Origin of the sequence: Methylobacterium thuringiense, from assembly GCF_022179645.1 — a bacterium.
GTDB lineage: Bacteria > Pseudomonadota > Alphaproteobacteria > Rhizobiales > Beijerinckiaceae > Methylobacterium > Methylobacterium thuringiense.
This window is the reverse complement of record NZ_BPRA01000006.1, coordinates 44,754-67,781: the sequence shown is the minus strand read 5'-3', so window position 1 is coordinate 67,781 and position 23,028 is coordinate 44,754. Positions and strand designations below refer to the sequence as shown.

The 23,028-nt window shown below is 68.8% G+C and carries 23 protein-coding genes, 1 pseudogene and 2 riboswitches; of the genes and pseudogenes, 15 read left to right on the top strand and 9 right to left on the bottom strand.

Translation table 11 applies throughout. The features are described 5' to 3' along the window. The first annotated feature begins 288 nt into the window (after positions 1–288). From MFF07_RS06910 to MFF07_RS06880, 7 genes are all read left to right on the top strand, one after another. Entirely contained in the window at positions 289–678 is a 390-nt protein-coding gene (locus MFF07_RS06910) for a hypothetical protein (RefSeq protein ID WP_238231233.1), read from the top strand. A 12-nt stretch (positions 679–690) separates the two neighbouring features. Then, positions 691–1,464, top strand: coding sequence for a hypothetical protein (locus MFF07_RS06905; protein ID WP_238231231.1), 774 nt, complete (start codon positions 691–693; stop codon positions 1,462–1,464). A gap of 71 nt (positions 1,465–1,535) precedes the next feature. Beyond that, positions 1,536–2,279 (top strand): hypothetical protein, encoded by a 744-nt coding sequence (locus tag MFF07_RS06900; protein WP_238231229.1) that lies wholly within the window; start codon positions 1,536–1,538, stop codon positions 2,277–2,279. Further along, on the top strand, positions 2,276–4,546 hold the full coding sequence (locus MFF07_RS06895) for a TnsB C-terminal domain-containing protein (protein WP_238231226.1): 2,271 nt from the start codon (positions 2,276–2,278) through the stop codon (positions 4,544–4,546). The genes MFF07_RS06900 and MFF07_RS06895 overlap by 4 nt, the downstream gene beginning before the upstream one ends. After that, complete coding sequence (locus MFF07_RS06890) at positions 4,539–5,543, top strand: TniB family NTP-binding protein (RefSeq protein WP_238231223.1); 1,005 nt, start codon at positions 4,539–4,541, stop codon at positions 5,541–5,543. The genes MFF07_RS06895 and MFF07_RS06890 overlap by 8 nt, the downstream gene beginning before the upstream one ends. A gap of 3 nt (positions 5,544–5,546) precedes the next feature. Further along, positions 5,547–7,910 carry a TniQ family protein gene (locus MFF07_RS06885; RefSeq protein ID WP_238231221.1) on the top strand — a complete coding sequence of 788 codons (2,364 nt, stop codon included), beginning with the start codon at positions 5,547–5,549 and terminating at the stop codon, positions 7,908–7,910. Next, entirely contained in the window at positions 7,907–8,140 is a 234-nt protein-coding gene (locus MFF07_RS06880) for a hypothetical protein (protein WP_238231219.1), read from the top strand. Before MFF07_RS06885 ends, MFF07_RS06880 begins: the two co-directional genes overlap by 4 nt. Positions 8,141–8,390: 250 nt before the next feature. On the opposite strand, the gene MFF07_RS06875 is transcribed toward MFF07_RS06880, so the two are convergent. Together MFF07_RS06875 and copM are read right to left on the bottom strand one after the other, a co-directional pair. Beyond that, positions 8,391–9,830, bottom strand: a complete 1,440-nt coding sequence (locus MFF07_RS06875; protein WP_238231216.1) for a YncE family protein — start codon at positions 9,828–9,830, stop codon at positions 8,391–8,393. Between the two features lie 40 nt (positions 9,831–9,870). Continuing rightward, complete coding sequence (gene copM, locus MFF07_RS06870) at positions 9,871–10,281, bottom strand: CopM family metallochaperone (RefSeq protein ID WP_238231213.1); 411 nt, start codon at positions 10,279–10,281, stop codon at positions 9,871–9,873. Positions 10,282–10,464: 183 nt separating this feature from the next. Here copM and MFF07_RS06865 point away from each other — a divergent pair, with 183 nt between their 5' ends. From MFF07_RS06865 to MFF07_RS06850, 4 genes are read left to right on the top strand one after another with little or no spacing between them, the layout of a single operon-like run. Next, positions 10,465–10,974, top strand: a complete 510-nt coding sequence (locus tag MFF07_RS06865; RefSeq protein WP_238231212.1) for an RNA polymerase sigma factor — start codon at positions 10,465–10,467, stop codon at positions 10,972–10,974. Beyond that, on the top strand, positions 10,971–11,795 hold the full coding sequence (locus tag MFF07_RS06860; protein ID WP_238231210.1) for an anti-sigma factor family protein: 825 nt from the start codon (positions 10,971–10,973) through the stop codon (positions 11,793–11,795). Before MFF07_RS06865 ends, MFF07_RS06860 begins: the two co-directional genes overlap by 4 nt. Then, positions 11,792–12,679, top strand: a complete 888-nt coding sequence (locus MFF07_RS06855) for a LysR family transcriptional regulator (RefSeq protein ID WP_147816883.1) — start codon at positions 11,792–11,794, stop codon at positions 12,677–12,679. The genes MFF07_RS06860 and MFF07_RS06855 overlap by 4 nt, the downstream gene beginning before the upstream one ends. Then, positions 12,676–13,035 carry a YidH family protein gene (locus MFF07_RS06850; protein WP_238231207.1) on the top strand — a complete coding sequence of 120 codons (360 nt, stop codon included), beginning with the start codon at positions 12,676–12,678 and terminating at the stop codon, positions 13,033–13,035. The genes MFF07_RS06855 and MFF07_RS06850 overlap by 4 nt, the downstream gene beginning before the upstream one ends. Positions 13,036–13,051: 16 nt before the next feature. On the opposite strand, the gene MFF07_RS06845 is transcribed toward MFF07_RS06850, so the two are convergent. The 5 genes from MFF07_RS06845 to MFF07_RS06830 form a co-directional block, all read right to left on the bottom strand. Continuing rightward, positions 13,052–14,137 carry a sulfite oxidase gene (locus MFF07_RS06845; protein ID WP_238231502.1) on the bottom strand — a complete coding sequence of 362 codons (1,086 nt, stop codon included), beginning with the start codon at positions 14,135–14,137 and terminating at the stop codon, positions 13,052–13,054. A 97-nt stretch (positions 14,138–14,234) separates the two neighbouring features. Beyond that, positions 14,235–14,573, bottom strand: coding sequence for a c-type cytochrome (locus MFF07_RS06840; RefSeq protein ID WP_147816880.1), 339 nt, complete (start codon positions 14,571–14,573; stop codon positions 14,235–14,237). Positions 14,574–14,584: 11 nt separating this feature from the next. Continuing rightward, positions 14,585–15,808: a molybdopterin-dependent oxidoreductase gene (locus MFF07_RS06835; protein WP_238231206.1), complete on the bottom strand. Its 1,224-nt coding sequence runs from the start codon at positions 15,806–15,808 to the stop codon at positions 14,585–14,587. 275 nt (positions 15,809–16,083) lie between these two features. Further along, positions 16,084–16,218, bottom strand: coding sequence for a hypothetical protein (locus tag MFF07_RS22485; RefSeq protein WP_283206815.1), 135 nt, complete (start codon positions 16,216–16,218; stop codon positions 16,084–16,086). Between the two features lie 76 nt (positions 16,219–16,294). Continuing rightward, positions 16,295–16,528, bottom strand: coding sequence for a hypothetical protein (locus MFF07_RS06830; protein ID WP_238231204.1), 234 nt, complete (start codon positions 16,526–16,528; stop codon positions 16,295–16,297). 216 nt (positions 16,529–16,744) lie between these two features. Between MFF07_RS06830 and MFF07_RS06825 the strand changes: the two genes are divergently transcribed. Next, the gene (locus tag MFF07_RS06825) at positions 16,745–17,896 is read left to right on the top strand and encodes a TDT family transporter (RefSeq protein WP_238231202.1); all 1,152 of its coding nucleotides are present in this window, start codon (positions 16,745–16,747) and stop codon (positions 17,894–17,896) included. A gap of 25 nt (positions 17,897–17,921) precedes the next feature. Here MFF07_RS06825 and MFF07_RS06820 read toward each other — a convergent pair whose 3' ends face one another. Both MFF07_RS06820 and MFF07_RS06815 read right to left on the bottom strand, forming a co-directional pair. Continuing rightward, positions 17,922–19,010, bottom strand: a complete 1,089-nt coding sequence (locus MFF07_RS06820; protein ID WP_238231200.1) for a YeiH family protein — start codon at positions 19,008–19,010, stop codon at positions 17,922–17,924. Between the two features lie 459 nt (positions 19,011–19,469). Further along, positions 19,470–19,955 (bottom strand): hybrid sensor histidine kinase/response regulator, encoded by a 486-nt coding sequence (locus tag MFF07_RS06815; protein ID WP_238231197.1) that lies wholly within the window; start codon positions 19,953–19,955, stop codon positions 19,470–19,472. Positions 19,956–20,297: 342 nt separating this feature from the next. Next, positions 20,298–20,362, top strand: a riboswitch (Fluoride riboswitch). Between the two features lie 147 nt (positions 20,363–20,509). On the opposite strand from MFF07_RS06815, the gene MFF07_RS06810 reads away from it, so the two are divergent. The 3 genes and pseudogenes from MFF07_RS06810 to MFF07_RS06800 all read left to right on the top strand — a co-directional run bounded on the left by MFF07_RS06810 (position 20,510) and on the right by MFF07_RS06800 (position 22,035). Then, positions 20,510–21,094 (top strand): phosphatase PAP2 family protein, encoded by a 585-nt coding sequence (locus tag MFF07_RS06810; RefSeq protein ID WP_238231195.1) that lies wholly within the window; start codon positions 20,510–20,512, stop codon positions 21,092–21,094. 115 nt (positions 21,095–21,209) lie between these two features. Beyond that, positions 21,210–21,602, top strand: a complete 393-nt coding sequence (gene crcB, locus MFF07_RS06805; protein ID WP_238231193.1) for a fluoride efflux transporter CrcB — start codon at positions 21,210–21,212, stop codon at positions 21,600–21,602. Further along, positions 21,599–22,035, top strand: a pseudogene (locus MFF07_RS06800) (EamA family transporter). The gene crcB and the pseudogene MFF07_RS06800 overlap by 4 nt, the downstream one beginning before the upstream one ends. Positions 22,036–22,914: 879 nt before the next feature. Next, positions 22,915–22,986, top strand: a riboswitch (Fluoride riboswitch). Positions 22,987–23,028 lie beyond the last annotated feature (42 nt).

Genomic DNA, 23,028 nt, shown 5'->3' with positions numbered 1-23,028 from the left:
GCGAAGGCGTCGCTCTCCCTGCCGGGCCCGGCAGGAGGGCGACCGTCCCGACCGGCCGCGGCCCGACCCGACACGACCAACGCCGGCCCTGTCCCGGGGCCGGCTCATGAAAGGGGGTGCTCACCGGTCGGATCGGGGTGAAGGGAAATGGGGACGCAGCGCTGCAACGACTGCGCCCCCATCGCAACGGAACTGGGAAGTCCCGCGCAGTCCCAACGCAGCGTTTCCATAGCCGCCCCAATCCGACCGGGACGACAGCACTCCGGGCCTTCGCATGACGCTCGGTCGATGACCGAACGCCAGTCGGCAGCCTCGGTGCCGGGATGCACGCGCCAGAATTCGGGCCTGGCGCAGGCCTCCGGCATACCGCCTTGGGCAATCTCGCACGCCCTCAAACCTAGCCCGACGAAGTCGAGACCACAAGCCGGACGGGATGCCGTCGCGGCCCAACGGGAGAGCTTTGTCATGAGACGGTTAACCTCAGTTTCGAACCAGCCCACGGCCGATTGCTGGCAACCCGACGCGTTCGACGCGGAGGGGTGCGAACCGCACGCCGAGGACGAGCGCCTGGACATCCTGGTGTCCCATGCAGGCGTGCTCCGCCGCCCTTGGATCCGCGTCCGGGTCGATCCCGCGACCGGTGCCGTCATCGACGCCGACGTCATCGCAATCCGCTGAGGGAAGACACCCATGAACGCCATCGCCACCACCACCGTCGCCGTCAGCCGGGCCGCGCTGATGATCGCGCTCGATCCGGAGCCATCGGGCCTGCCCCGATCCTTCGTCGTGCCGGCGGATCTCGGCCTCGGCGACGCCCCGTCCCCCGTGCCGGCTCCCCGAATTCGGACGCTCGTGCCGGAATCGCTGCGTTCGCCCAAGCTGCCTGGAGGCGCCTACGTCAGTACGAGCGCCCTGGAGGCCGCCGGCCTGCTCGGCCTGCTGTGCGATCCGACCCTGACCCGGGTCGTGCCGAGGGCACACACGCTCGGCTACCGGGTCGGGGACGCCTGGCTGCGGTTCGTGCCGGATGCGGTGGCGCTGTGCCGGGACCGGGGCGTCGTCGCCTATGCGTTCCGCTTCACGTGGGACCGCGCGGAACCCGCGTGGCAGGCGACCGAGCGCAGCCTGCGGCGAGCCTACCGTGAGCAGGGCGTGAAGTTCGTCGTCCTCACGGAGACGCTCACGTTCGCCAAGTCGGCGCGCGAGAACCGACGCGCGATGCTGCGGCACCGGGTCGAGGACGAGCGGACGCGCGACGTCGAAAAGGTCCGGGACGCCCTCGCCCTGCTCGGACTGCCGACGACGGTGGAGAAGTTGCGCCGCCGGGCCCGCCTCCCGGTGAGCGGTGGCGCCGGGCGAGCCCTGCGCTGCCTCTTCGGCCCCGCACTGGCCGGCGAGATCGGCCTCGACCTCGACCGGCCCTTCGGCGGCGACACCGGCATCCGGCGCGGTCCGCTCGCCTGATCGTCGCGACCCGACCTCGCCTTCCGTGCCGGCGGCCCCGGCACGGTCTGCCCTCACCTTCGGAGACATGCGTGAGCGACACCGACCCACCCCATCGCAAGAAGTCATCGGCCGATCCCGCGAACCTCGGGCTGTTCCCCGGCGCGCCCGTCGTCCGCCCCGTGCCGCGCCGCAACGCGCTGCGCGCCATCGGCGGCGACGGCGCCGACCACAAGGCCCTCGGAAGGTCGCCCTTCCGCTCCCTGAACGAACGCGACCTGCGGACCCTGCTCGGCGCCAACCCGGCCATCGCCCACTACGCCGTCGAACCACATACGCTCGAATTCTTCGTGCCCGACGGCAAGGGCGGCTTCGCCAAGCACCAATACACGCCCGACGTCGTCTGCCGGTATCGGTCGGGCGAGGTCGTCGTGATCGACGCGAAGGCCGCCTACCTCGCCACGCTCCCGGGCTGGACGTTCAAGGAAGCCCACATCCGGGAAGCGTACCGCATCGACCACGGCGTCGCGTTCGTCGTCATCACCGAGCACGAGATCCGCGCGCAGCCCAGGCTCGACAACAGCCGCATCATGGAGCGGCACCGATTCATCGCACCCGACCACGAGGCCATGGCCCGCGTGCGGCGGTCCCTGGTCGAACTCGGGCTGCCCACGACGATCGCCGCCGTGGTCCGGAAGGCCGGCCTCGTCGACCGACCACCGGAGTGCCGCGCCTACTCGGCGGTGATGAACCTCGCCCTGTCGGGCGAGGTGCGGCTCGACCTCGCCAAGCCCTTCAATTTCGGAACGGCCATCCTGGAGAACGCCCAGCCGTGAATGCACCCTTCCGCATCCCCCCGGGCAGCCAGTCCCCGCTCGATCCCCGCGAGACCGAAACCGAGTCCGCGACGCTGCGGTTCGACCTCCGAAAGGGGGACGTGCTGACCATCTCCGGGCGCACGGCCGAATTCGAGCGGCGCCTCGACGGCAAGCTGCAGTTCCTGCAGGTCGCCGACAAGGACGTCATCTTCCTGACCGACATGAAGCTCGCCTTCATGTCGTCCACCGGGGCGGCGCGGTTCATCAGCGCGCCGTCGTTGGTCGGGAACCCGCGCGGCCCGCTCCCGAACCGCCTGCAGATGACGCCCGAGCAGGAAGCCGAGGCCAGGCGCAAGCTCGCCTATGTCAACGCCTGCATCAGGGGCTGCCTCGACGGCGAGGAACCGAGGGGCTGCTGGGCCTTCAGGCGATCCAAGGCCCTGGTGCCGATCATCGCGAGGGCCGCCGCGCTCGCGGGGGACAGGGCTCCCCACTTCACCACGGTGCTCGACTGGTTCGACCGGTGGATGGCGCTCGGCGACGTCCACGGCCTCGCGTGCCTGGTCGAGCGCCACAATCACAAGGGCAACAGGCGCTCCCACTTCGGCCACGTGGGCGAGGTCGCGCTCGAAAGCGGCATCCGGCGATGGCTCAGCCCGAAGATGTCGAAGAAGATGGCCTACGCCAAGGTCGTCGCGAGGGTGAAGGCCTATAAGCGCAAGCTGGGCCGGCACATGCCGTCGGAGGAGCTCGCGTTGATCGAGACGCCTTCGGCCAGCACCTTCGGGCGCCGGTGCAACACCGTCGACCGATATACGCGCGACTACTACCGGATGGGCTCGGCCTATGCGGCCAGGATGGACCGGACCTATGCCCGGCAGGCCCTGCCGGACCGGCCCTACGAGGACGTCGAGGTCGACCACTGCACCCTCGACCTCCTCCTGGTCGACGACGAGACCGACCTCGTCCTCGGCCGGCCGGACCTGATCGTGTTCCGCGACCGCGCGACGGGCATGGTGATCGGCTACGGTCTCGGCTACGAGGCGCCGAGCTACGCCAGCTTCGTCGCCGGGCTGCGGCACGCCATGTACCCCAAGGACATGGGGCGGTACCCGGCCGTGCGCCGGCCGTGGCCGTGCTTCGGCCGGATCGAGAACCTCTGGGTCGACAACGCCCTGCACTTCATCGGCGACGACATCGAGTCGGCCGCCCGCGAGCTGAAGATCAACAAGCCCAGGTTCCATGCCCGCAGCCCCTGGATGAAGGGCGCGCTGGAGCGCTTCTTCGGGTTCCTCAACACCGGGCTCGTCCACCTCCTCCCGGGCACGACCCTCTCGAACGTCGTCGACAGGAGGGAAGTCGACCAGGAAAGGCTGGATCGGGCCAAGGTCCGCGTTTCCGAGTTCGATGCCCTCCTGACCTTCTTCATCTGCGAGGTCGCCAACGCCCATGTCTCGAAGGGGCTGGGTCTATTGCGCGGCATGGGCGACGTTCCGCTGCGGGTCTGGAACGAGAAGGCAAGCCGGCATCCGAGCGGTCCGCTGCCGCCACCCGAGCTGTTCATCGCGCTGTGCGGCGAATGGGAGCTCCGCACGATCCAGAACGACGGCATCACCTGGGACTACATCACCTACGAGGGCGCCGCGCTGATCGCCCTCGTCAATAATCCCAAGCACAGGAACGCGCGGGAGAACGGCAGCGGCAGCCGGTACAAGTGCGTCCGGGACCCGTCCGATCTCGGCCGTCTCTACGTCGTCGACCCCTACGATCCCGACGGACGCATCCTCGTCGTCCCAGCCTGCCCGGCCCACCGCGCCTATGCCGAGGGGCGTCACCGCCACAACCACGACCTTGCCGTCGTGGAGGCGCGCCGGATGGTCAAGGGAGCCTTCGACTTCGACGGCCTGATGCGGGCGATGGACATGCTCGGGGAGGCTGCCGCCAAGGCCCGAGCCAATCCCGACCGGCAGCGCACGCGGCGCCGGCTCGCCCGGTTCATCCACAACGACGGCGTACGGCGCCTCGCGAGCGAGGTCCGTACGGGGCAGGCCCCCGAGATGGCCGCCACGGCCGCGGCCCACCTCGATCCGCTGACGGTCGCGAGGGGATCCGGCCGTCCCGCGGCTCCCGTCCTCGACGGGGTCGGGCCGATGCCTCCCGAACCCACGTCGGAGCCCGTCCCGAAGGAGGTGTCGCCTCCCCTGACCGACATCGACGGTGAGGATGCCGAGGACGACCTCGCCGTCCTGAGGGCACTGAAGCAATGGAGCAGCAGCGATGAGTGACAAGGACGCCCAGGTTCGCGCGGAACGTGCCGGCAAGCCTCCCGCCGAACGCCAGAACATCCTCAAGAACCTGTTCGTCGACCACGACAGGTTCCAGCAGACGACCGACGCCATCGCCCGTTTCCACATGCCGGTGAACGGCGGCGTCCATGACGTCGGCTCCCTCTTCGCCCTGGCCGGCGACCCCCGCACCGGGAAGAGCCACGCCCTGGAACGCTACGCCGACCGGTACCCCGTCGTACGGGGCAAGGACGGCCTGCTGCGCCCCGTGGTCTACGTCGACATGCCCATCGGCTGCCGCCGCCGCAGCATGCTCGACAGGATCGCGGTCGCGCTCAACGCCGGCCGCGATCCCACGGTCCGGGAGGACGACGTCGAGGCATCCGTGCTGAACGCCCTGCGCGAGCAGGAGGTCCAGCTGCTGATCCTGGACGAATACCAGGAAGCGTTCGTGAAGGCGGACTCCAGGGCCGTGCAGCAATGCAACGGCGTCGTGCGCAAGATCCTGAACCTGCGCACGCTCAACGTCGTCGCGGCGGGCCTCGTCGAGACCTACCGGATGATGGAATCCGACCGCCAGCTCAAGGGGCGGGGCCTGCTCCCCCACTTCATCGTCACGCCGTACGAGTGGGAGAACAAGGAGGAACGCGGCGTCTTCCGACTGCTCTGTGACTACATCGACGACCGCCTGCCGTTCCTGGAGAAATCTGGCCTCGGGAAGCAAGGCTTCGCCCACTCCCTCTATTGGGTCACCGACGGGATCATCGGCGGACTGAAGGACTTCGTATTCGCCGCGGGCTGCGAGGCGCTCAACGACGGATCGCCGCGGATCACGACGGACCACTGCGACCTGGTCTGGAGCCGCATCCGGCCGGTCGGCATGACGTTCAGCCCCTTCCGGGACGCCATGTCGACCGCCCCCCGGGCCAGCGCCCTCGCGCGTCCGCAACCTTCCGGCCCGAGTGCGGATCGCGCGTCCGCCGGCGCGGGGGGCTGACCGGTGGCGACCTTTTGCGACCCCTACCATCCCGACCAGCCGCCCCTGCCCACCTGGAGGAGTCCCCGGCCCGGCGAGCCCGCGCATGGCTTCGTCGTGCGGCATGCCGGCCTCAATCACAGGTCGAGCGTCCGCACTATGCTGATCGGCCACGGGCTCAACGGCCGCCACCCGCAACCCCACGAATGCCTGGAATTCGCGCTGTCCATCCCGTTCGAGGGACACGAGGCGCTCGTGCACGCCACGCCGACGGTCTCGCCCGACGGCGTCACGCTCATGGGCCAGGTCGTCCGCCGGCGCCAATGGCAGATCGACCTACGTCGCTTCTGCCCGGCCTGCCTCGCCGAGGACGCCTACCACCGCACCTGGTGGGACCTGCCGGACTTCCGGCGCTGCCCCCACCACGACCTCGACCTCCTCGACCGCGACGGGAACGGCCGTCCGCTTCCCTGGTGGTCGCCGTCGTTCGAACGCTCGCCCTCGGGCCTGGCGCTGGCGCGCTTCGGCATACCGCGACGGGAGCGTCCGAGGTCGTCGGTCGAGGCCTATATCCTAGGCCGCCTGGGAGCCGTCGAAGCCGAGGGCGTTCCCATCCTCGACCGGCTCGCGACCCTCGGCGATGCCCTCGACGCGATCCGCCTGCTGGGTCGGATCGCGCTCTGGGGCGAGGAGCGGTCCCGCCCCGCCCTGGACGTCGATGGCTCCAAGGGCGTGGTGGACGTGATGCGCGTCGGCTACGCCGTCGCCGTGCGTGGCGTCCCGGGCGCGCTCGCCCTCCTGCATTCGGTCGCCGACGCGCGGGTCGGGACCGACGCCGGCCGCGTCAAGAAATCCTGCTTCGGCTGGATCCCCGACGCGCTTTGGAGGGAAGAGCGAGGATCGCACGGCGAACTCTTCGAGGGGTTGCTCGACCGCGTCCTGGTCGAGCGCAACCGTTCGGAGCACGGGCGGCGGGGCAACGAGCCGGATCGCGCCGAGGGATGGGTTCCCCTCGCCCGCCTCGCCTCCGAACTCGGGCTTCCGGTGGGCAGGCTGCGACGCGTCTCGCAGGCGCTCGGCATCCATGCCGAGCCGGAAAAGCACATGCGCAACCGCTACCTCATGCTGCTCGCGAAGGAGACCGACCTCGTCCGAAGGACCGTCCTGACCCTCGTCGACCGCGATGGTGCGGCCGCATCGCTCGGGGTTGCCCGAAGCCTCGTCGACGGCCTGGTGGGGGCGGGCCTGCTGCAGCCGTTCGCCGGAATCGGGCGGTGGCGCCACAAGGATCACTTCAGGCCGGAGGACGTGGCGGCGCTCGCCCGGCGGCTCCTGTCGGCCTCGACGCCGGTCGCGGCCGCACCGGACGGACTGGTGCGGCTCGCGACGCTGGAGAGGACGCATCGGCGCGATCCGGCCAGGCTCATCACCCGTCTGCTCGACGAGGGCGGCGCCTCGATCCCCCGGCTCGGCCCCAAGGTCGGAGACCTGCTCCTGCCGGAACGGGCGCAGTCCGGCACGCCCGAGGCCGTCGCCGCGGAGAACCCGCCCAGGCGCGCACCCGCGTCGATCAGCCGGTACGACGCCGCCAGCCTCATCGGATGCCAGGTCGGGACGGTCGACGCCTTGCTGGATGCCGGCCTGATCGCACCCGCCCCGTCCGGGACACGGAGGGTCGAGCCCCGTTCCGTCGCCGGCTTCCGGGCGACCTGGGCTGCGGCGGAGACCTATCGGGACGCACTCGGCCTCAAGGCCGGGGACCGGAGGACGGGGCGCCGCCTGGAGGATCTCGGCGTCACCGTGAGGCGCCTGACCCTGGCCGACGGCTACGCCGCCTACATGGTCGACCGGGCGAGTGCACGGACGGTGCTCGGGCTCCCACACGATCCCGACGCGCCGGAGGGCGGAGGCGCCAGGGCCTTCGAGGCGGCCCTGCTGCAAGAGCTCGGCAGGATCGGCTCCTTCCGGAGAAACGGCCGGGCCGGGCGGCTCGCACTCATCAGCACGGCGGGCGACCTCGCCCTGTACGTGACCATCCACGGGGCGGAGCAAGCCGTCGTCCTCGACCTGTCCCGGTATTGCGCCAGGGGAAGCGGACTCGACGCCCAGATCCGATTCGCCCACGCGGCGACGGAGGGCAGGCTCCACGTCCGGCAATGCGAGGGTCGGCTGCGGGCCACCCTTCGCATCCCCATGCCACGACTGCCAGAACCGAAGTCCTGGCCGGACCTCCTCGCCCAGGTCGCGGCCGCGACTGAACTGTTTCGAAGCGCCTTCCCCCCGAGGCGTCGGTCCCGGGCGCAGCTGCCGGACCGATCAGGCCGGTCGCCCCGACCGGACCCACCGGCGGGATCGAGTTCCCCCACCCAAGCGGAGGCGTACCCATGAGCGAGACGAGGCAATCGACACCCGACGAGTTCCACATCTACGTCAGCCATGACGGGGCGATCTACTATCGGGCGGCGGACGGCACCTACGGACCCGATCTCTCCGAGGCCCAAGCCTACCTGACCTGGGACGAGGCCACCGCGGCGCTCGAAGCCCTGATCGACGGCCGCGAGTTGGGCCGGGACGAACCCGGCATCCTGATCAATGCTCGGCGCTGGGGCACGAGTTGACCGACGGCCCGGTCCTGCACCCGACACGTCGTCGTACACGCACCCGACAAAGCCATGTACCGGCTTCGGGCACGCCGGACCGGCGGATGGTTCGGCTGAGCGGTGGTCTTACCGTGACGCGTCCGGGGCGTTGCGCGCCTCGGGCACGGTAGGATGCGGCGGCGGGTCCGGCGGTCTCGGGGGCCGGAGCCGTATGGGAGGTTCGGTCGACACTTGGATTTACGCCCTCCCGATCCGCGACGCCGCCTGATCAGTCTTTGGTCTGCACCTGCACGACGCCGCCGAGTTCGCCGGGCTTGCCTTCGGCCACCACCAAGTAGCGGCGGCCCGTACCGGCATCGGTGCGGATCACCTGACGGATCGGGCCGATGGCGTTGACGATGGCAGCGCCGGCCGGATTGGTCATGAAGGCGGCCAGCGGCTCGATCATACCCGCACCCTTCGGATCGTCGGACAGCGCGAGCACGAACGGCATTTTCGCCGGGAGACCGGTGACGGCGGCCTGCAGCGTCTGGAGAACGCCCTGGTCGAACAGGGTGATCTGCGTCGCCGGCTTTCCGTCCGTGCCGTTCAGCGTCAGCGCGCTGGTCTTGCCCGCGGCGCCAAGAGGCTGGAGATTCTGCCGGCCGTCGCCCTCCGGCACGGCGTTCGGCACATAGGCAACGCCCTGGGGGCCCTGTCCAATCGGCACCTCGGCGACGACCGTGTTGGTAGCGGTGTCGATCACCGCGGCCTTGTCGGCATTCTCAAGGCCGACATAGACGCGGCTGCCATCGCCTGAGGGCCAGAGTCCGTGAGGCAGGGCCCCGGTTGGGATGGTCGCCATCTGCGAGAAGTCATCTGTGCGGAACACCTTGACCAAGTTCAGGCCGCCGATGGTGACGTAGGCGAACTGGCCGGTTTTGGTGCGCACGATGTTGACGTGGTTGGTGATCGGTCCGGTCTCAATGGTCTTCAGGGCTTTGAACGGCGGTTTGGCCTCAAACACCTGAGTGCGGCCGACATCCTTGAGGGTGAACCAGACCTGCTCGCCATCCGGCGTCGCGGCGATGTCGGGGCAGAACGGGCTCTCCTGCTTCACGCGGCCAACGATGGCGTGGGTCTTGGTATCGATCACCACGGTCTCGGGGCTGAAGCTGGAGCAGACGTAGCCGTATTGTCCGTCCGGCGAGAAAATCGTCATGCCCGGCCCGTTCGGAACCGCGATGCGGCCGGTCTCCTTGCCGGTGCTGGCATCGAGCACCGCGAGATAGTCCTCGCCGCGCACGCTGACCCAGACCTCCTTGCCGTCCGGCGTAAAGAAAGCCTCGTGCGGCGAGCGGCCGACATAGCTGGTGTGGCGCACCGCATTCGTCGCCGTGTCGATGAAGCTTACGGAGTTCGAGCCGATCGAGACCGCGAGCAGGGTTTTGCGGTCGGGCGAGAAGCCCATGCCGTGGACGAGCAGCTGGCCCTTGTAGAGCGGGCTCAGGTTCATCGGCGTCGGATCGCCAAGCTTGATCACACCGAGGAGGGAGTTCGCGGCCGGGTCGATCACCGAGACCGTGTTGGAGAACTGGTCGGAGGTGTAGAACCGGTCCTTCGCGCTGACCGGCACGTCCGGCGCCGAGGCCGGTCCCGGAGCTTGGCCGGCGAGCGCCGTCCCTGCGAGCAGAAGCATCGTCAGCGTGGGCAGGAGGATCTGTCTCATCGCAACTTCATACCTGTTTGGTGGGCGGGTAGGCCGCCGGTCAGTGGTGATGGCTGTGGGCGGCCGACGGCGCGGCGCCGGGCGTTGCGGGCGGCCTCTCGGCGAGCGCCCGGCGCATGACTTCGATCTCCTGCTGCTGCTCGACGATGATCCCCTGCGCGAGCCGGCGCAGGACCGGGTCTTGGCCATAGGCGAGTTCGGCCTTGGCCATGTCGACCGCGCCCTGGTGATGCGGGATCATCATCGCCGCGAAATCGCGGTCGGGATCGGTGGAGGGCGGCACCGCCATCTCGGCATGCATCCGTTCCATGGACTCGCGCATCAGCGCGTCGAAGCCGGCCTTGTCGGCCATCGGTGCCGGCTCGGCCCGGCTCGGGCGCATCATCGATCCGCCGACGAGCCCCGTCGCGATCAAGGCGATGGTCGCCAGGGATGCCTGTGCTCCGCGCATGATCGCTCCAAACCTCGATTGCCGGTGTTCGAAAGGAGAGATGCCGCCCGCGACTTTTCATTCCGCGACCTTGCAAAAAAATCCGGTCCCGCGTCCGTGATCGCGAATTCGGATCGTGCGAGGGAATAGATGCGTGGCGCCGGCATCTCTCTCGCGACAGGGGCCGTTGCAAAGGGAGAGCGCTTGGACGAGATCGCCGCGTTGATCGAGCCGCAGATTCCGGGCTTGCGGCGCTACGCCCATGCCCTGCTGCGCGAGCGCGAGGCCGCCGACGACCTGGTTCAGGACACCCTGGAGAGGGCGCTCGCCGGCTGGTCGCAACGCCGGTGCGACGGCGACCTGCGGGCCTGGCTGTTCACGATCCAGCGCAACCTGTTTCTCGCCGGCCTGCGCCGGACGAAGCGCGCCGCGCCGCGGGCTGGGCCGGACCTGTTGGACCAGGTGCCGGACACGAGCGCCGATCCGGCTTCGGGCCTCGGGCTGCGCGACATCCTGGCCGGGCTCGACACCCTGCCAGAGGAGCAGCGCTCGGTCCTGCTTCTCGTCGCGGTGGAGGATCTGTCCTATGCCGAGGCGGCGAGCGTCCTCGGGGTGCCGGTTGGAACGATCATGTCGCGCCTGAGCCGGGCGCGGGAGCGGATGCGCGGCTTCCTCGAGACCGGCCGGACCGGCTTTCTGCGGAGGGTAAAATGAGCGGGCCCGATCCGCGGCCGGTGGGCGAGGACGATCTGCATGCGTTCGTCGACGGCCGGCTGGATACGCCGCGCCGTGCGATGGTCGAGGCCTGGCTCGCCGAGCATCCCGAGGCTGCCGGCCGGATCGCCGCCGACCGGGCGATGCGCGAGCAATTGCTCGCCCGGCTCGCGCCGGTCGCCGACGAGCCGATCCCGGCCCGCTTGCGCGTTGCCAACCTGACGCGGCCGAACGCCTTCCGTGTCGCGCGCTGGCGTCCGTTCGCAGCGGCAGCGCTGGTGTTCCTGACCCTCGGAGCCGGCGCCGGCTGGATCGGGCGCGGTCTCGTTCATCCGTCCGCCCCGATCCTGCTGGCGGCGGAGCCGGCGACGCAGGATGCGGTGGCGGCCTTCAGGACCTTCGTCTCGGAAACCGTTCATCCCGTCGAGGTCCGTGCCAATGAGATGCCTCACTTGGTGCAATGGCTGTCCCAGCGGCTCGGCCGCCGCCTCGTGGCACCGGACCTGCGCGGGCTCGGCTTTCGCCTGATGGGTGGTCGCCTGCTGCCGGCGGGCTCGGAGCCGGCGGCACTGCTGATGTACGACGACGACAAGGGCACCCGGCTGACGCTCTACAGCCGTGCCGGCACAGATGCGGGCCGCACGATTTTCCGTTTCGCCCGCGAGGGGGACGTCGCCGCCTTCTCCTGGATCGATGCCGGCATGGCCTATGTCGTCACGGCGCGGACGCCGGAGGCGCGCCTCCTCGGCGTCGCCGAGGCTGTGGATGCACAGGTGCGCGGGCTCGCGCCCGCCCGCCCCGCCGGATCGGCTGCGCCATGACCCTCGACCAGCTCCGCATCTTCGTCGCCGTGGCCGAGCGCGAACACGTGACGCGGGCGGCCGAGGCGCTGAACCTCGTGCAGTCGGCCGTCAGCACCGCGATCGGCAACATAGAGGGGCGGCACGCGACGAAGCTGTTCCACCGGGTCGGGCGGGGGATCGAGCTGACCGAGGCCGGCCGCGTCTTCCTGATCGAGGCCCGGGCCGTACTCGCGCGAGCCGAGGCCGCCGAACTGGTGCTGGCCGATCTGAGCGGCCTGCGCCGCGGGACGCTATCGCTGTTCGCCAGCCAGACCACCGCCAGCGACTGGCTGCCCCGGCACCTCGTCGCCTTCCGCCGGGCCCATCCGGAGATCGTGGTTCGTCTATCGGTGGGCAACACCGCCGAGGCGGCCCATGCCGTACGCGAGGGCATCGCCGAACTCGGCTTCGTCGAGGGCGGCGTCGAGGATCCCACGCTGGCGAGCACCACTGTCGCCAAGGACCAGCTCGTCCTCGTGGTCGCGCCGGATCATCCCTTCGCAGCCGCCGGGGCGCTCTCGCCCGAGGATCTGGCGGAGGCCGAGTGGGTCCTGCGAGAGGCGGGGTCTGGAACGCGCTCGGTCTTCGAGGATGCACTCGCCGCAGTCGGAGTCGCACCGGCCCGGCTGAAGGTGATGCTCGAACTGCCCTCCAACGAGGCCGTCCGCGCGGCGGTCGAGGCCGGAGGTGGTGCCGCCATGCTGTCGCAGACCGTGGTCGCTGCATCTCTGCGGGCCGGAACCCTGGTCGAGGCTGCTTTCGCGCTGCCGACGCGGCCGTTCCGGGTGCTACGTCACAAGGAGCGCTATCGCAGCCGGGTCGCCGACGCGCTCCTCGATCTCATTGGGATGCCGCCCCGATGAGCGACATCGCGCCCGACGATCCGCGCGTGAAGCTCGCCGAGGACCGGACGGTGCTCGCCGCCGAGCGGACCTTCGCGGCATGGCTGAGGACCGGGCTCGCCTTCCTCGGCGGCGGCCTCGCCGCGCAGCGCTTTCTGCGAGAGGTGCTACCGGTCTGGCCGCTGAAGGTGCTCTCGCTGACGCTGATCGTTTGCGCATTGGCCTCGTTCGCTGGGGCGGCCTGGCGCGACCGGGCCATCCGCACGCGCCTCGCGGGGGCCGAGATCCCGATGATGCCGCGTGTCCTAACCGTCGGCATCGCCATCCTGCTGATCGCGATCTCGGGCTTCGCCGCGACCGCTCTGCTCTGGACCTGAGCGCTGGGGCTGGGGCTCAGGCGACGGTGACCCGCACCCGGTGCCAGGCCGCGCTGAGATAGCCTTTGTAGTTCCAGGTATCGTCGGGAGCGGCCGGCTGGGTCTGGCCGGCGGAATCCCAGGCGCGCACCGCGACTTCATGCTCGCCTGTGCCGAGATCGAGGTCGATCTCCCAGAAGGTCCAGGCGAAGGGAGCGCGCCTGTCGTGCTCGATCCGGGCCTGGGCCCAGCTACGGCCGCCATCGGGCGAGACGTCGACCCGGGCGACGGCGCGGTCGCTGGCGATGGCGTAGCCGCGGATCGAGTGCCGACCGGCTTTCAGGGCTGCGCCGCGGGCGGGCTCGCAGATCGCGCTGTTGAGCGGCATCGCCTCGATGGTGTGGCCAGCGGCCGGGTCGGCGGTCTCGGCCGTCACGTCGGGCGGAAACAGCTTGTAGTCGTCGGCCTGCATCGGGTTGTCGGAGGGCTGATCCTGCACCGTGATGCGGGCAAGCCATTTCGGGCTGCGGATGCCGGCAAAGCCCGGCACCACCACGCGCAAGGGGTGACCGTGCTCGGGGGCGAGCGCCTCGCCGTTCATCGCGAAGGCAAGCAGCGTCTCGGGTGCCAGCGCCTTGGCCAACGGGATCGAGGCGCCGAAGCGTGTGTCCGACTCCGCGATCCGGTCGTGGCTCTCGAAGGCGACATGACGCTCTTCGCCAGCCTCGCATCCGGCGGCCTGCAACACGTCGGCGAGCCGCACCCCGGTCCATTCCGCATTGCCGATGGCGCCGGGCGCCCACGGGTCGCCGGAAACCGGGGCCACAGCCAGCATGTCGGCCCGGCGGTTGCCCGCGCATTGCATCACCGCCGTGACGGTGACGGGCGCGAAGCGTTCCTTGAGATCCGCCAGCGAGAGTTCGAGCGGCGTGGCGACCATCCCGTCGACGGTCAACCGGTAGTCGTCGGCGTCGATGTCCGGGATGTTGCCGTGGCTGCGGACGTAGAAGTCGGCCTGGTCGGTGAGGAAGGACGCCCGCAGGCGATCGAGCCGCGGCTCGGCGTTGTAGGGCGCCTCGCCGTGGACGATGAGGCGGTCCTTGCGCTGGAACAGGCCGAGCATGGGGTCTTTGTCCATCGTTTGTGACGTAGCGACATCGAGAACGCACCGGAAGCCGAGAAGGCACCCGGCCCGGTTGATCCCCCGACAGGATCCGGCCTCAAGGCGTGGGCTTCAACGCCGTGAGGTAGTCGACGATGGTCTGCACGTCGGCCTGATCGATCGGCGCCTTGTAGACGTGGACCATCTTGTTCACGGTCTCGGTCCATTGCGTTTTCGAGAGCTTGGGCTGGGTCAAAACCATCCCGGCCGAGTGACAGGCGAGGCAGTTGTTGTTGACCGCCTCCACCCCCGGCCCGTCGGGGAAGATCCGGTCGGAGGTCGGCATCTCGATGGATTGCGAGGTAAAGCGCATCGGCTCGGGAGCCGGCGCTGCGAGCGCCATCAGAGGAGACAGAATGAGCGTGGCGATCAGGGCCGCAGGGCGGATAAGGGTCATGGCTGTTCTCCTCAAGCGGCCTGGAAGGACACGGCCTCGATGCCGTTCTGCATGAAGCCGGCCGCGTTCCAGACCCGGTCCATGCCCTGGGCGACGCCGTTGGTGTTGGTGCAGCGGACCCTGACCGTGTGGGTCCCGGCGGCCAGCGCCGGCAGGCTGCCGTCGAAGCGGCGGAAGCTGTAGGGACCCTCGTCCGTGCCGAGCTGCGCCGGGAACCACGTCGCCCCGCCGTCTCCGGAGAACTCGACAGCCTTCACCCCGCAATCGCCGCCGAAGGCGATGCCGCGCAACGCCACCGGCGATCCGGCCGCCACCTTGGCGCCGTCCTGAAGGTTGGTGACGAAGGAGCGCGGCACCATCCTGTTGATCGGCACCGTCTTGAAGCCGGTCTGACCTGGCTTGATGTTGGCGCCCGGCACGTCCGGGATGCGGTAGGCGGTCTTCATCCAGTATTGGTCGTCTGGCTTGTCCAGCACCTCGATGTCGGAGAGCATCTTGACCCAGTAGGTCGAGTACCAGCCCGGCACCACGAGGCGGAGCGGGAAGCCGTTGAGCAGCGGCAGCTGCTCGCCGTTCATGGCGTAGGCGATCATCACCTCCCCATTGTTGGCGTGGTCGAGATCGAGCGACTTCTTGAAGTCCGGGGCATCGTCGACCACCGGCGCGTCGAGGCCGTCGAAGCGCACCTGCACGGCGCCGGGCTTGATGCCGGCCTTTGCGAGCACGTCCTTGAGGCGCACGCCCGTCCATCTGGCGTTGCCCATCGAGCCGTTGGCCCATTGCGCGCCGGGCACCCGCGGCTCGAACAACCCACGGGAATTGCCCGAGCACTGGTTCACCGCAGCGATCTCGAAGCGCGGCAGGCTGGCGATGGCGTCCAGCGAGAGCGAGAGTTCCTTGTCGACATGCCCGTGGACCTTGAGCCGGAAGGCGTCGGCATCGACCTCGGTCGGGATCGAGGCCCAGTGCCACCGCACATAGAAGCGGTCGTTGGGGGTGAACACGCCCTCGTCGAACACCGAGAACGGCGTCTCCAGCAGCGGCGGATGGGTGCGCTGGAGGATCATCTCGCCCTTGCCCGGAAATGCGGTGGTCAGCGCCCGCTCGTCTGGGCCGCCGGGCAGCGGAAGCTTCACCGAGCCTGCAGCCCAGGCCGGCATTGCGGCGCCGAGGCTGCCGAGCCCGAGCCCACCCAGGACAAGGCGGCGGTTCATCGGTTCGTGCAGGTGGCGCATGATGTCTCCCTAAAATCGTCTGTTGGGCCACGTCGGCCGGTCGTTGGGATTCGGCCTCGCCGGCGGCGGATGGAATTGGCGTCAAGCACGATGGTTCGGTTTCGCCATCGCAAATTCGAATCGTCGGTCCCGGACATCATGGCGAGGAGGCGTCCTCCTCAGGACGAGATACTACGGTGAGACGATTATTCCATCCAACGACAGCTGAAGATCACAACGATCTACGATATAGATCATCGGGAGATTTTCGATCTCCATCGACGATCCGCGACCGGTCAAATGATCGCCAGCCAGGCGGTGCAGATGGCGGCGATGGTCAGCGCGACCGTCCAGAACAGGACCCAGCGCATATGGCCGCTGGTCTCGCCCTGCCGGGCCTCGTCGATGGTCTCGATGGTGGGTCGGGTCATGATCGATCTCCTGTCGAGCGGGTGGTTCATGCCTCTCGTGCCGCCGGACATGTGGCCGGCGGCTGGGGTGGCGCTCTCAGCGGCCGATCAGCTGGCGCGCCGGGCCACCGGTTTCCTGGCCGCGGCCACGCGCGTAGGCCGGAAGCGCCGGGTTCTTGGCGTTGGCGCCATCGGTGTCGCCGTAGACCAGTGCGGATGGGCTGCTGATGGAGCGGGCCTGCGGAGCGCGGAGACCCTGGGCCTGCGAGAGGCCCGTCATTCCAACGAGGGCGAAAGCGGCAAGAGCGAGGGCAGCGATGGTACGGGTCATGGTCGATATCCTTCTGGTGGGGTCGTCACGTCGGTTCGGGATGACGAGAAGGTAGCGGCCGGAAACCATTCATTCCAATAGTTTGATTAGCTTATTCTCATCGTTTCTTTCGATGTTTTATCGTGGCGTTCGAGCCGCTGTCCATCGCGACGACGCGCGATGCGGCGTTGTGCTAGAGCCCGTCCTACCTCTCCTCGAAGCCCGGAAGCGCGCCCCGTGTCCGAGTCCAGTCTGCTAGCGATCAGCACCGGCCTGAAGCCGCTCTCGCGCCTCCAGCATCCGCGCGACGTGATCCGGCAGTTCACGCCGAACTGGTTCACGGTGGTGATGGGCACCGGTGTGGTCGCCCTGGCCCTCGACCGTCTGCCCACGACGCATGCCCTGTTGGCCCCGGTCCCGCTCGGTCTCTGGCTCGGCTCCGTCATTCTCTTCGCCGCGTTCTGCCTGCTCTACGGGGCGCGCTGGATCTTCTTCTTCGACGGCGCCCGGCGCATCTTCGGGCACTCGACGGTGTCGATGTTCTTCGGGGCGATCCCGATGGCGCTGGCGACGCTGCTGAACGGGCTGCTGATCTTCGGGCCGCCCTATCTCGGCGCCGAGACTATCCGCATTGCCCTGCCGCTGTGGTGGTTCGACGTGGCGCTCGCCCTGATCTGTGCCGTGGCGATCCCCTACCTGATGTTCACTCGCCAGGAGCACCGCATCGACCAGATGACGGCCGTGTGGCTCCTGCCGGTGGTGACCGCCGAGGTCGTGGCCGTCTCCGGTGGCCTGCTCGCGCCGGCCCTGAGCGGCGAGAGCCAGCAACTCGCCGTCATCGTCACGAGCTTCGTGCTCTGGGGCGTCTCGGTGCCGCTCGCGCTGAGCATCCTGGCGATCCTGGTGCTGCGCATGGCGCTCCACAACCTGCCGCCGCGAGAGATGGCCGCATCAAGCTGGCTCTCCCTCGGTCCGCTCGGAACCGGGGCGCTCGGCCTGCTCGTGCTGGGGCAGGCCGGTGGCCCGATCCTCGCGGCGGGCGGTTTTGCCGGTGCGCCCGAGATCCTCCGGATCACGGGCCTGATCGGCGCGCTGATCCTCTGGGGCTACGGTGCCTGGTGGTTCCTGCTCTCGCTCGCCGTCACCGTGCGCTACCTACGCGCCGGCGTTCCGTTCAACCTCGGCTGGTGGGGCTACATTTTCCCCCTCGGGGTCTATGCCCTGGCGACCCTGCGGATCGGCGAAGTGACGGAGTTGAGCGGCTTCGCCTGGCTCGGAGCGGGCCTCGTCGGCTTGCTGACCCTGCTCTGGCTGGTCGTGTCCGTGCGCACCTTGCGCGGGGCCTATCGCGGTGAGCTCTTCGTCTCGCCCTGCCTTGCCGGGGCCTGATCCGGCTTCGCCCTAGCCGATAGGTTCAGGCGAGGCCGAGCACGCGGATCAGGCCGAGGCTGACAGCGCCAAGGGCGAGGAGCGAGGCGACCACCGCCAGGGTCACACGGGCACCGGCCTTGGCGACGCTGCGCACGTCGACCCCCAGGCCGAGCGCGGCCATCGAGACGATAGTGAGGAGGTTGGCCGTCTGCGAGATCGGCTTGAGAGCGACGGCCGGGATCAGTCCGGCCGAGCGCAGGCCGGCGACCGCCAGGAAGGCCAGGATGAACCATGGCACGAGCCGGTGGATCGCGAGACGGCCGGCGGCCGGCCGGTCGCCAGCCGTGACGCGAGGTGCGGCCGCGTCCGTCTCCTCGCGCAGCCGGCTCGCGCTGAGGGAGAGCGCCAGCACCACCGGGCCGAGCATCAGCACGCGCACCAGCTTGACCAGCGTCCCGACCTGGACGCTGAGCGCCGCGACCGGCGCGGTGGCGGCAAGCACCTGGGGAACCGCATAAACGGTGAGTCCGGCGAGCACCCCGTACTGCATCGGCGAGAGACCGAGCAGCGGAACCAGCAGGGGTAGACCGAGAACGACGAGCACGCCCAACACCGCCGTGAAGGCGATGGACGAAGCGACGTCCTCGCCATCGGCGCCGATCACCGGCGCAGTCGCCGCGATGGCCGAATTCCCGCAGATCGAGTTCCCGCATGCGACGAGGATCGCCATGCGCGGATGCAGCCCGAGCGCCCGGCCGATGCCGTAGCTCGACAGGATCGCGACCACGACGACGCCGGCGATGCCGAAGAGTAGGCCCGGACCGGCGGCGAGGATCGTCGCGAGGCTGAGCGACGCCCCCAACAGCACGACAGCGATCTCCAGAACGGTCTTCGCCCCGAAGGCGATGCCGGGGAAGAACCGCTGCGACGGAGTCCAGGCGGTGCGGATCGCGCTCCCGAGCAGGATCGCCAGCACCAGGGCTTCGAGCCAGGCACGGCCGAAGGCTTCTTCTTCCGCCGCCTCCAGCGCCAGGGCTATGGCGGTCACCGCGATGCAGAGCGCAAGGCCCGGCAGAATGGCGCGAGCTCCCGCGGAGATCATTGCGAAGCGGGTTGGCGTGGTGGGGATCATCGGACGACTCCAGAACTCAAGAGCCACAATTCCTCATCCACGCAGTTCAATCCAACAGAACGATATGAACATTGTCATCGATCATATCGATGAAACGCAGTTGCCTTCGTCAGGAATCAGCGCATTGCGGGGGCGAGAGCGACGAGCGCGGCGACCAGGATGGTGCCCAGAACGATCCAGATCGCACTCATGGTGCCGCTAGACACGCCGATCGCATCCAGAGCCTGAAACCGGACCTTCCGAGGGTCCTAGAAGGGTCGGCTGCGGACCCAGGCCATGGGTTCCATCCGTCAGATTTTGAGCACTAGCGGTCGGACTCCGACGCTTGATACCTGCCAGGAGGGGCCGCCCGCGGCCCATGGCGGACCCTTGTGCCTTGGGTCTGTCGATCAGGACGCCAAGCTCACCAGACTCGTCCCGCCGGTTGGGGAAACGGACCAATCGTCGTGGAGACAGAGATCACGTCTTGTCCGGCTCGGTCGAGGGAGCGGCAATGGCGCCCACGCCGTGGCCCAGGTCCAGTCCCCTATGGGGCGGTACGCCGACCGGCAATACGGGCGCTGGCGCGGGCTCGTCCCGTACCTGTGCGAGGCCGGCTTCCACCTCATGGATCAGGTCCGCAAACCTGTACGGCTTTCTGAGCAAGCGCGTACCCGGCGGCAACTCGCGCTTAAGCTCGGCTCCGGCGCCCGAGGTGACAATGATGCCGACACCGGGCCAACGGTGGTGGACGAGGTGGGCGAGGGCAACACCATCGCCCACAATGCTGCGCCCCGTGATCAGCATGCGCACAGTGGTCGGTCCTCGAAGCACCGCCAGGGCCTCGGCGGCGGTGCTGACCTCCATGGCCTGATAACCAACATCCGTCAGCATGTCGGCGGTGACCATACTCACGAGTTGGTCAGCCTCTGCGATGAGGATAGCCAAAGGTCTGCTGTCAGACACAGACGTTCTCCGCGTGATCAGGGCGGGAGCGCTCGCTGCTCTCAGGCACTGGCGGCCGGGACCGAAGCCAGTGATGATGCCTTATGAGCCGATTGTCACCCGGACGCGATGACCCCGGCTTGGGTCAGCTCGCCACTCAAGGGGTGCACCCTGCCGAGGCCGCTTTCCACCCTGCCGGGACGTCCGGGACGTCCGGGACGTCCGGGACGGGTACCGCGTGTTGGATTTCCAGAACCAGTGTCAAACCGGCCGACACGAAGCCGCAACCGGACGCGGGCTCGGGGACCGCGGTATGCGGGGGAAAGGTTTTGACGTCCGACCGCTCCCTGAGCTAGGTCCTGGAACCGCGATGGGGATGGAGCTCCCCGACAACCGCCTCCACGGAGGCTGATGGCTCCTGCTGCGAGAGGTCGCGAATGACCTCGCCGCGGTGGGAGTGCGCCCAGACGCCACCCGCCGCATAGGCGGGATTTTCGTTGCCTTCCGGTCGTATGACGAAGGGCAAGATGGCGGCCAGACCTTGCAAGTTCCCGTTCGTCCGGTGCCCGGCCCAGGTGGCTGGGGAAGGAAACGACTCCGTCGCCGCCTCGTTCGTCGTCGCGGCCCCGACCCTCGGTTTCGGCCTGCTGGCCGGAGGGGTGCCACTGGCGGTGACCGCCGGCTTCGACCCGGCGGCGCTCACGGCATTTCGGTCCCGCAGCGATCCCCCCAATCCCATCGGACCGCCCTGGCTCGGAGAATTGGCGCGTGACATGGCCGCGCTCGGAAGCTTCGGCTTCCTCGGCTTCGGGTTTGCTGCCGTGGTCGGCTACCTGCTCCTCGCCCGCGCCGCCGCCATCCTGACGGTCGCCGCCGCACTCGGTGGCGCGGTCATCGGCATCCTGCTCAAACCGACCTTCGACCGGCCACGTCCGCACATCCGTTCTTCCGTCCGGATATCCGCCGCGAGCTTCCCGAGCGGTCACGCCGCCATGTCGACGATCATGTTCCTGACCCTGGCCGCCCTACCGACGCGCACCAGACCGGATCGGTGGACGATGGTCCACGTCATGGGGACGGCCGTACTCCCGACCCTCCCGGTCGGTCCGGGCCGCCTGTATCCGGGCGTCCGATATCCGACCGACGTACCGGCCGGATGATGTGTCGGTGGCAGCTGGACGCCGCCGCGCTGGACGGATGCTGGCCGGCTCCGGAAACGTGGCGAGGACGTACCGACGGGATCCAGCCCGCAAACGAACGATGTGAGGTGAATACGTGGGTTTCTTGATCGTGTTTCTCGGGGCCGGGATCGGCGGTGCGTTCCGACATGGCGTCAACCTGGCCGCCCTGCGTCTCCTCGGATCGGGCACGTTTCCGTACGGCACGCTGGGCATCAACGTGCTCGGCTCCTTCCTCATGGGCCTCGTCGCCGAGTATTTCGCCCTCCGTTCTGGTCTGCCGCAGCAGTGGAGGCTGTTCCTGACGACGGGCATCCTCGGGGGCTTCACCACCTTCTCGGCATTCTCCCTCGAAACCGCGCTGCTCTACGAGCGGGGTGAGCTGGGCGCGGCCGTGGCCTACGTCCTCGCCTCGGTCATACTGTCCGTAGCGGCGCTCTTCGCCGCCCTGGCCATTCTGCGGAGCATGCTGGATGGAGGCGGCGCTTGAGGCCGCTCCTGGTTTCCTGGCAATTCTGGGCGCTGCTCTCGGCCGCCTTCGCAGCGCTGACCGCGGTGTTCGCCAAGTCGGCATCGCGAACGTCAACTCGGATTTCGCCACCTTCATCCGCACCGTCGTGATCCTCTGTACGCTCGGAGCCATCCTGCTCGGGACCGGCCAGTGGCAACCGCTCGAATCCGTATCCGCACGCAGCTATGTCTTCCTGGTGCTCTCGGGCCTCGCCACCGGCGGTTCGTGGCTCTGCTATTTCCGGGCTCTGAAGCTCGGCGACGCGGCGCGGGTCGCGCCGATCGACAAGCTGAGCGTCGTCCTCGTCGCGATCTTCGGCGTCATCTTCCTCGGCGAACGGTTGTCGCTTCCCAACTGGGTGGGCGTTGCGTTCATCGCAGCCGGGGCGGCGCTCGTCGCCTACCGGGGCTGACCACGATGCCCGTGGCGAACCTGTCATGGCCGTCCTGGCCTTCCAGGCGAAATTCGCCGCCGTCCTCACCGGCGTCACCATCCTCACGGCGATGGCCTTCCGGTTCGGCTGGCGCAGCGCGGCGTCCGGCTCAGCCCTGGGCGTGCTAGCCGTCGCGGGGCTATCGGCGGGGCTTCAGGGCGTACAGTCTCCAGTCGTTCTCCGCTGGTTCGACGGGGTGTCCGCATTGCTTCTTTTCGGACCAGGCGACGGTTCACCTACTTCTCCGTCGACGGGATCGCACGTTGCGATGATCGCGCGCTCCCGCTCCAGGCCAGGGCGAGCTTGATCCAGCCCCTCCATACGGTCGGATACGTCATGTCCGGCCGGGCGCTGCCGTTCGAAGGATTGGGAGTGCTGGCGGCTCCGCCCGCCACGGCTCCCGGGGGCGCGGCACCAACCGCCGTCCTAGGCGTCCTGATGGGAATAGGCCTCGTTGGCGGGCTGAGCCTAGCGCTCGGTGCCACCGGCGTCCTGAGAAACATACCCTCCATTGACCTGGACGGCATCGTCGCCTCCGCCGTCGCCGGAGAGGGCGGCCAATTCCTGTCGCAGGCGGTGGTGGGTGGGTAGTCCGGACTGTTCCGTTCGCGACTTGAGCTCCCTCCTTGCCAGGATCTGGGCCCAGGGCTTCAACGCCTCGGTCTCCAGCTTTCGATGCAAGGCCTCGTCGGAATAATCCCCGAAGGGCCGCCTGGACGCCCAGCGCCGTTGGACCAGGACCGAAATCGGCTGCCGCCCCATGGACTTCCGGCCCTCGCTTGTCGCCATACCGCTGAACTCTCGAAGACGCCTCGCCGTCGCGATTGACGCCATCGACGGATTAGTTCACGTTCCCCAACGTGGGATGGGGATGAAGCTCCCCGACAACTGCCAGGTCCCTACGACCTGGACGATAGCTTCTACCGAGCGCCTCCGGCGCGGGTAGGGCTGTTTTTGTCCATCCCCTCTCCG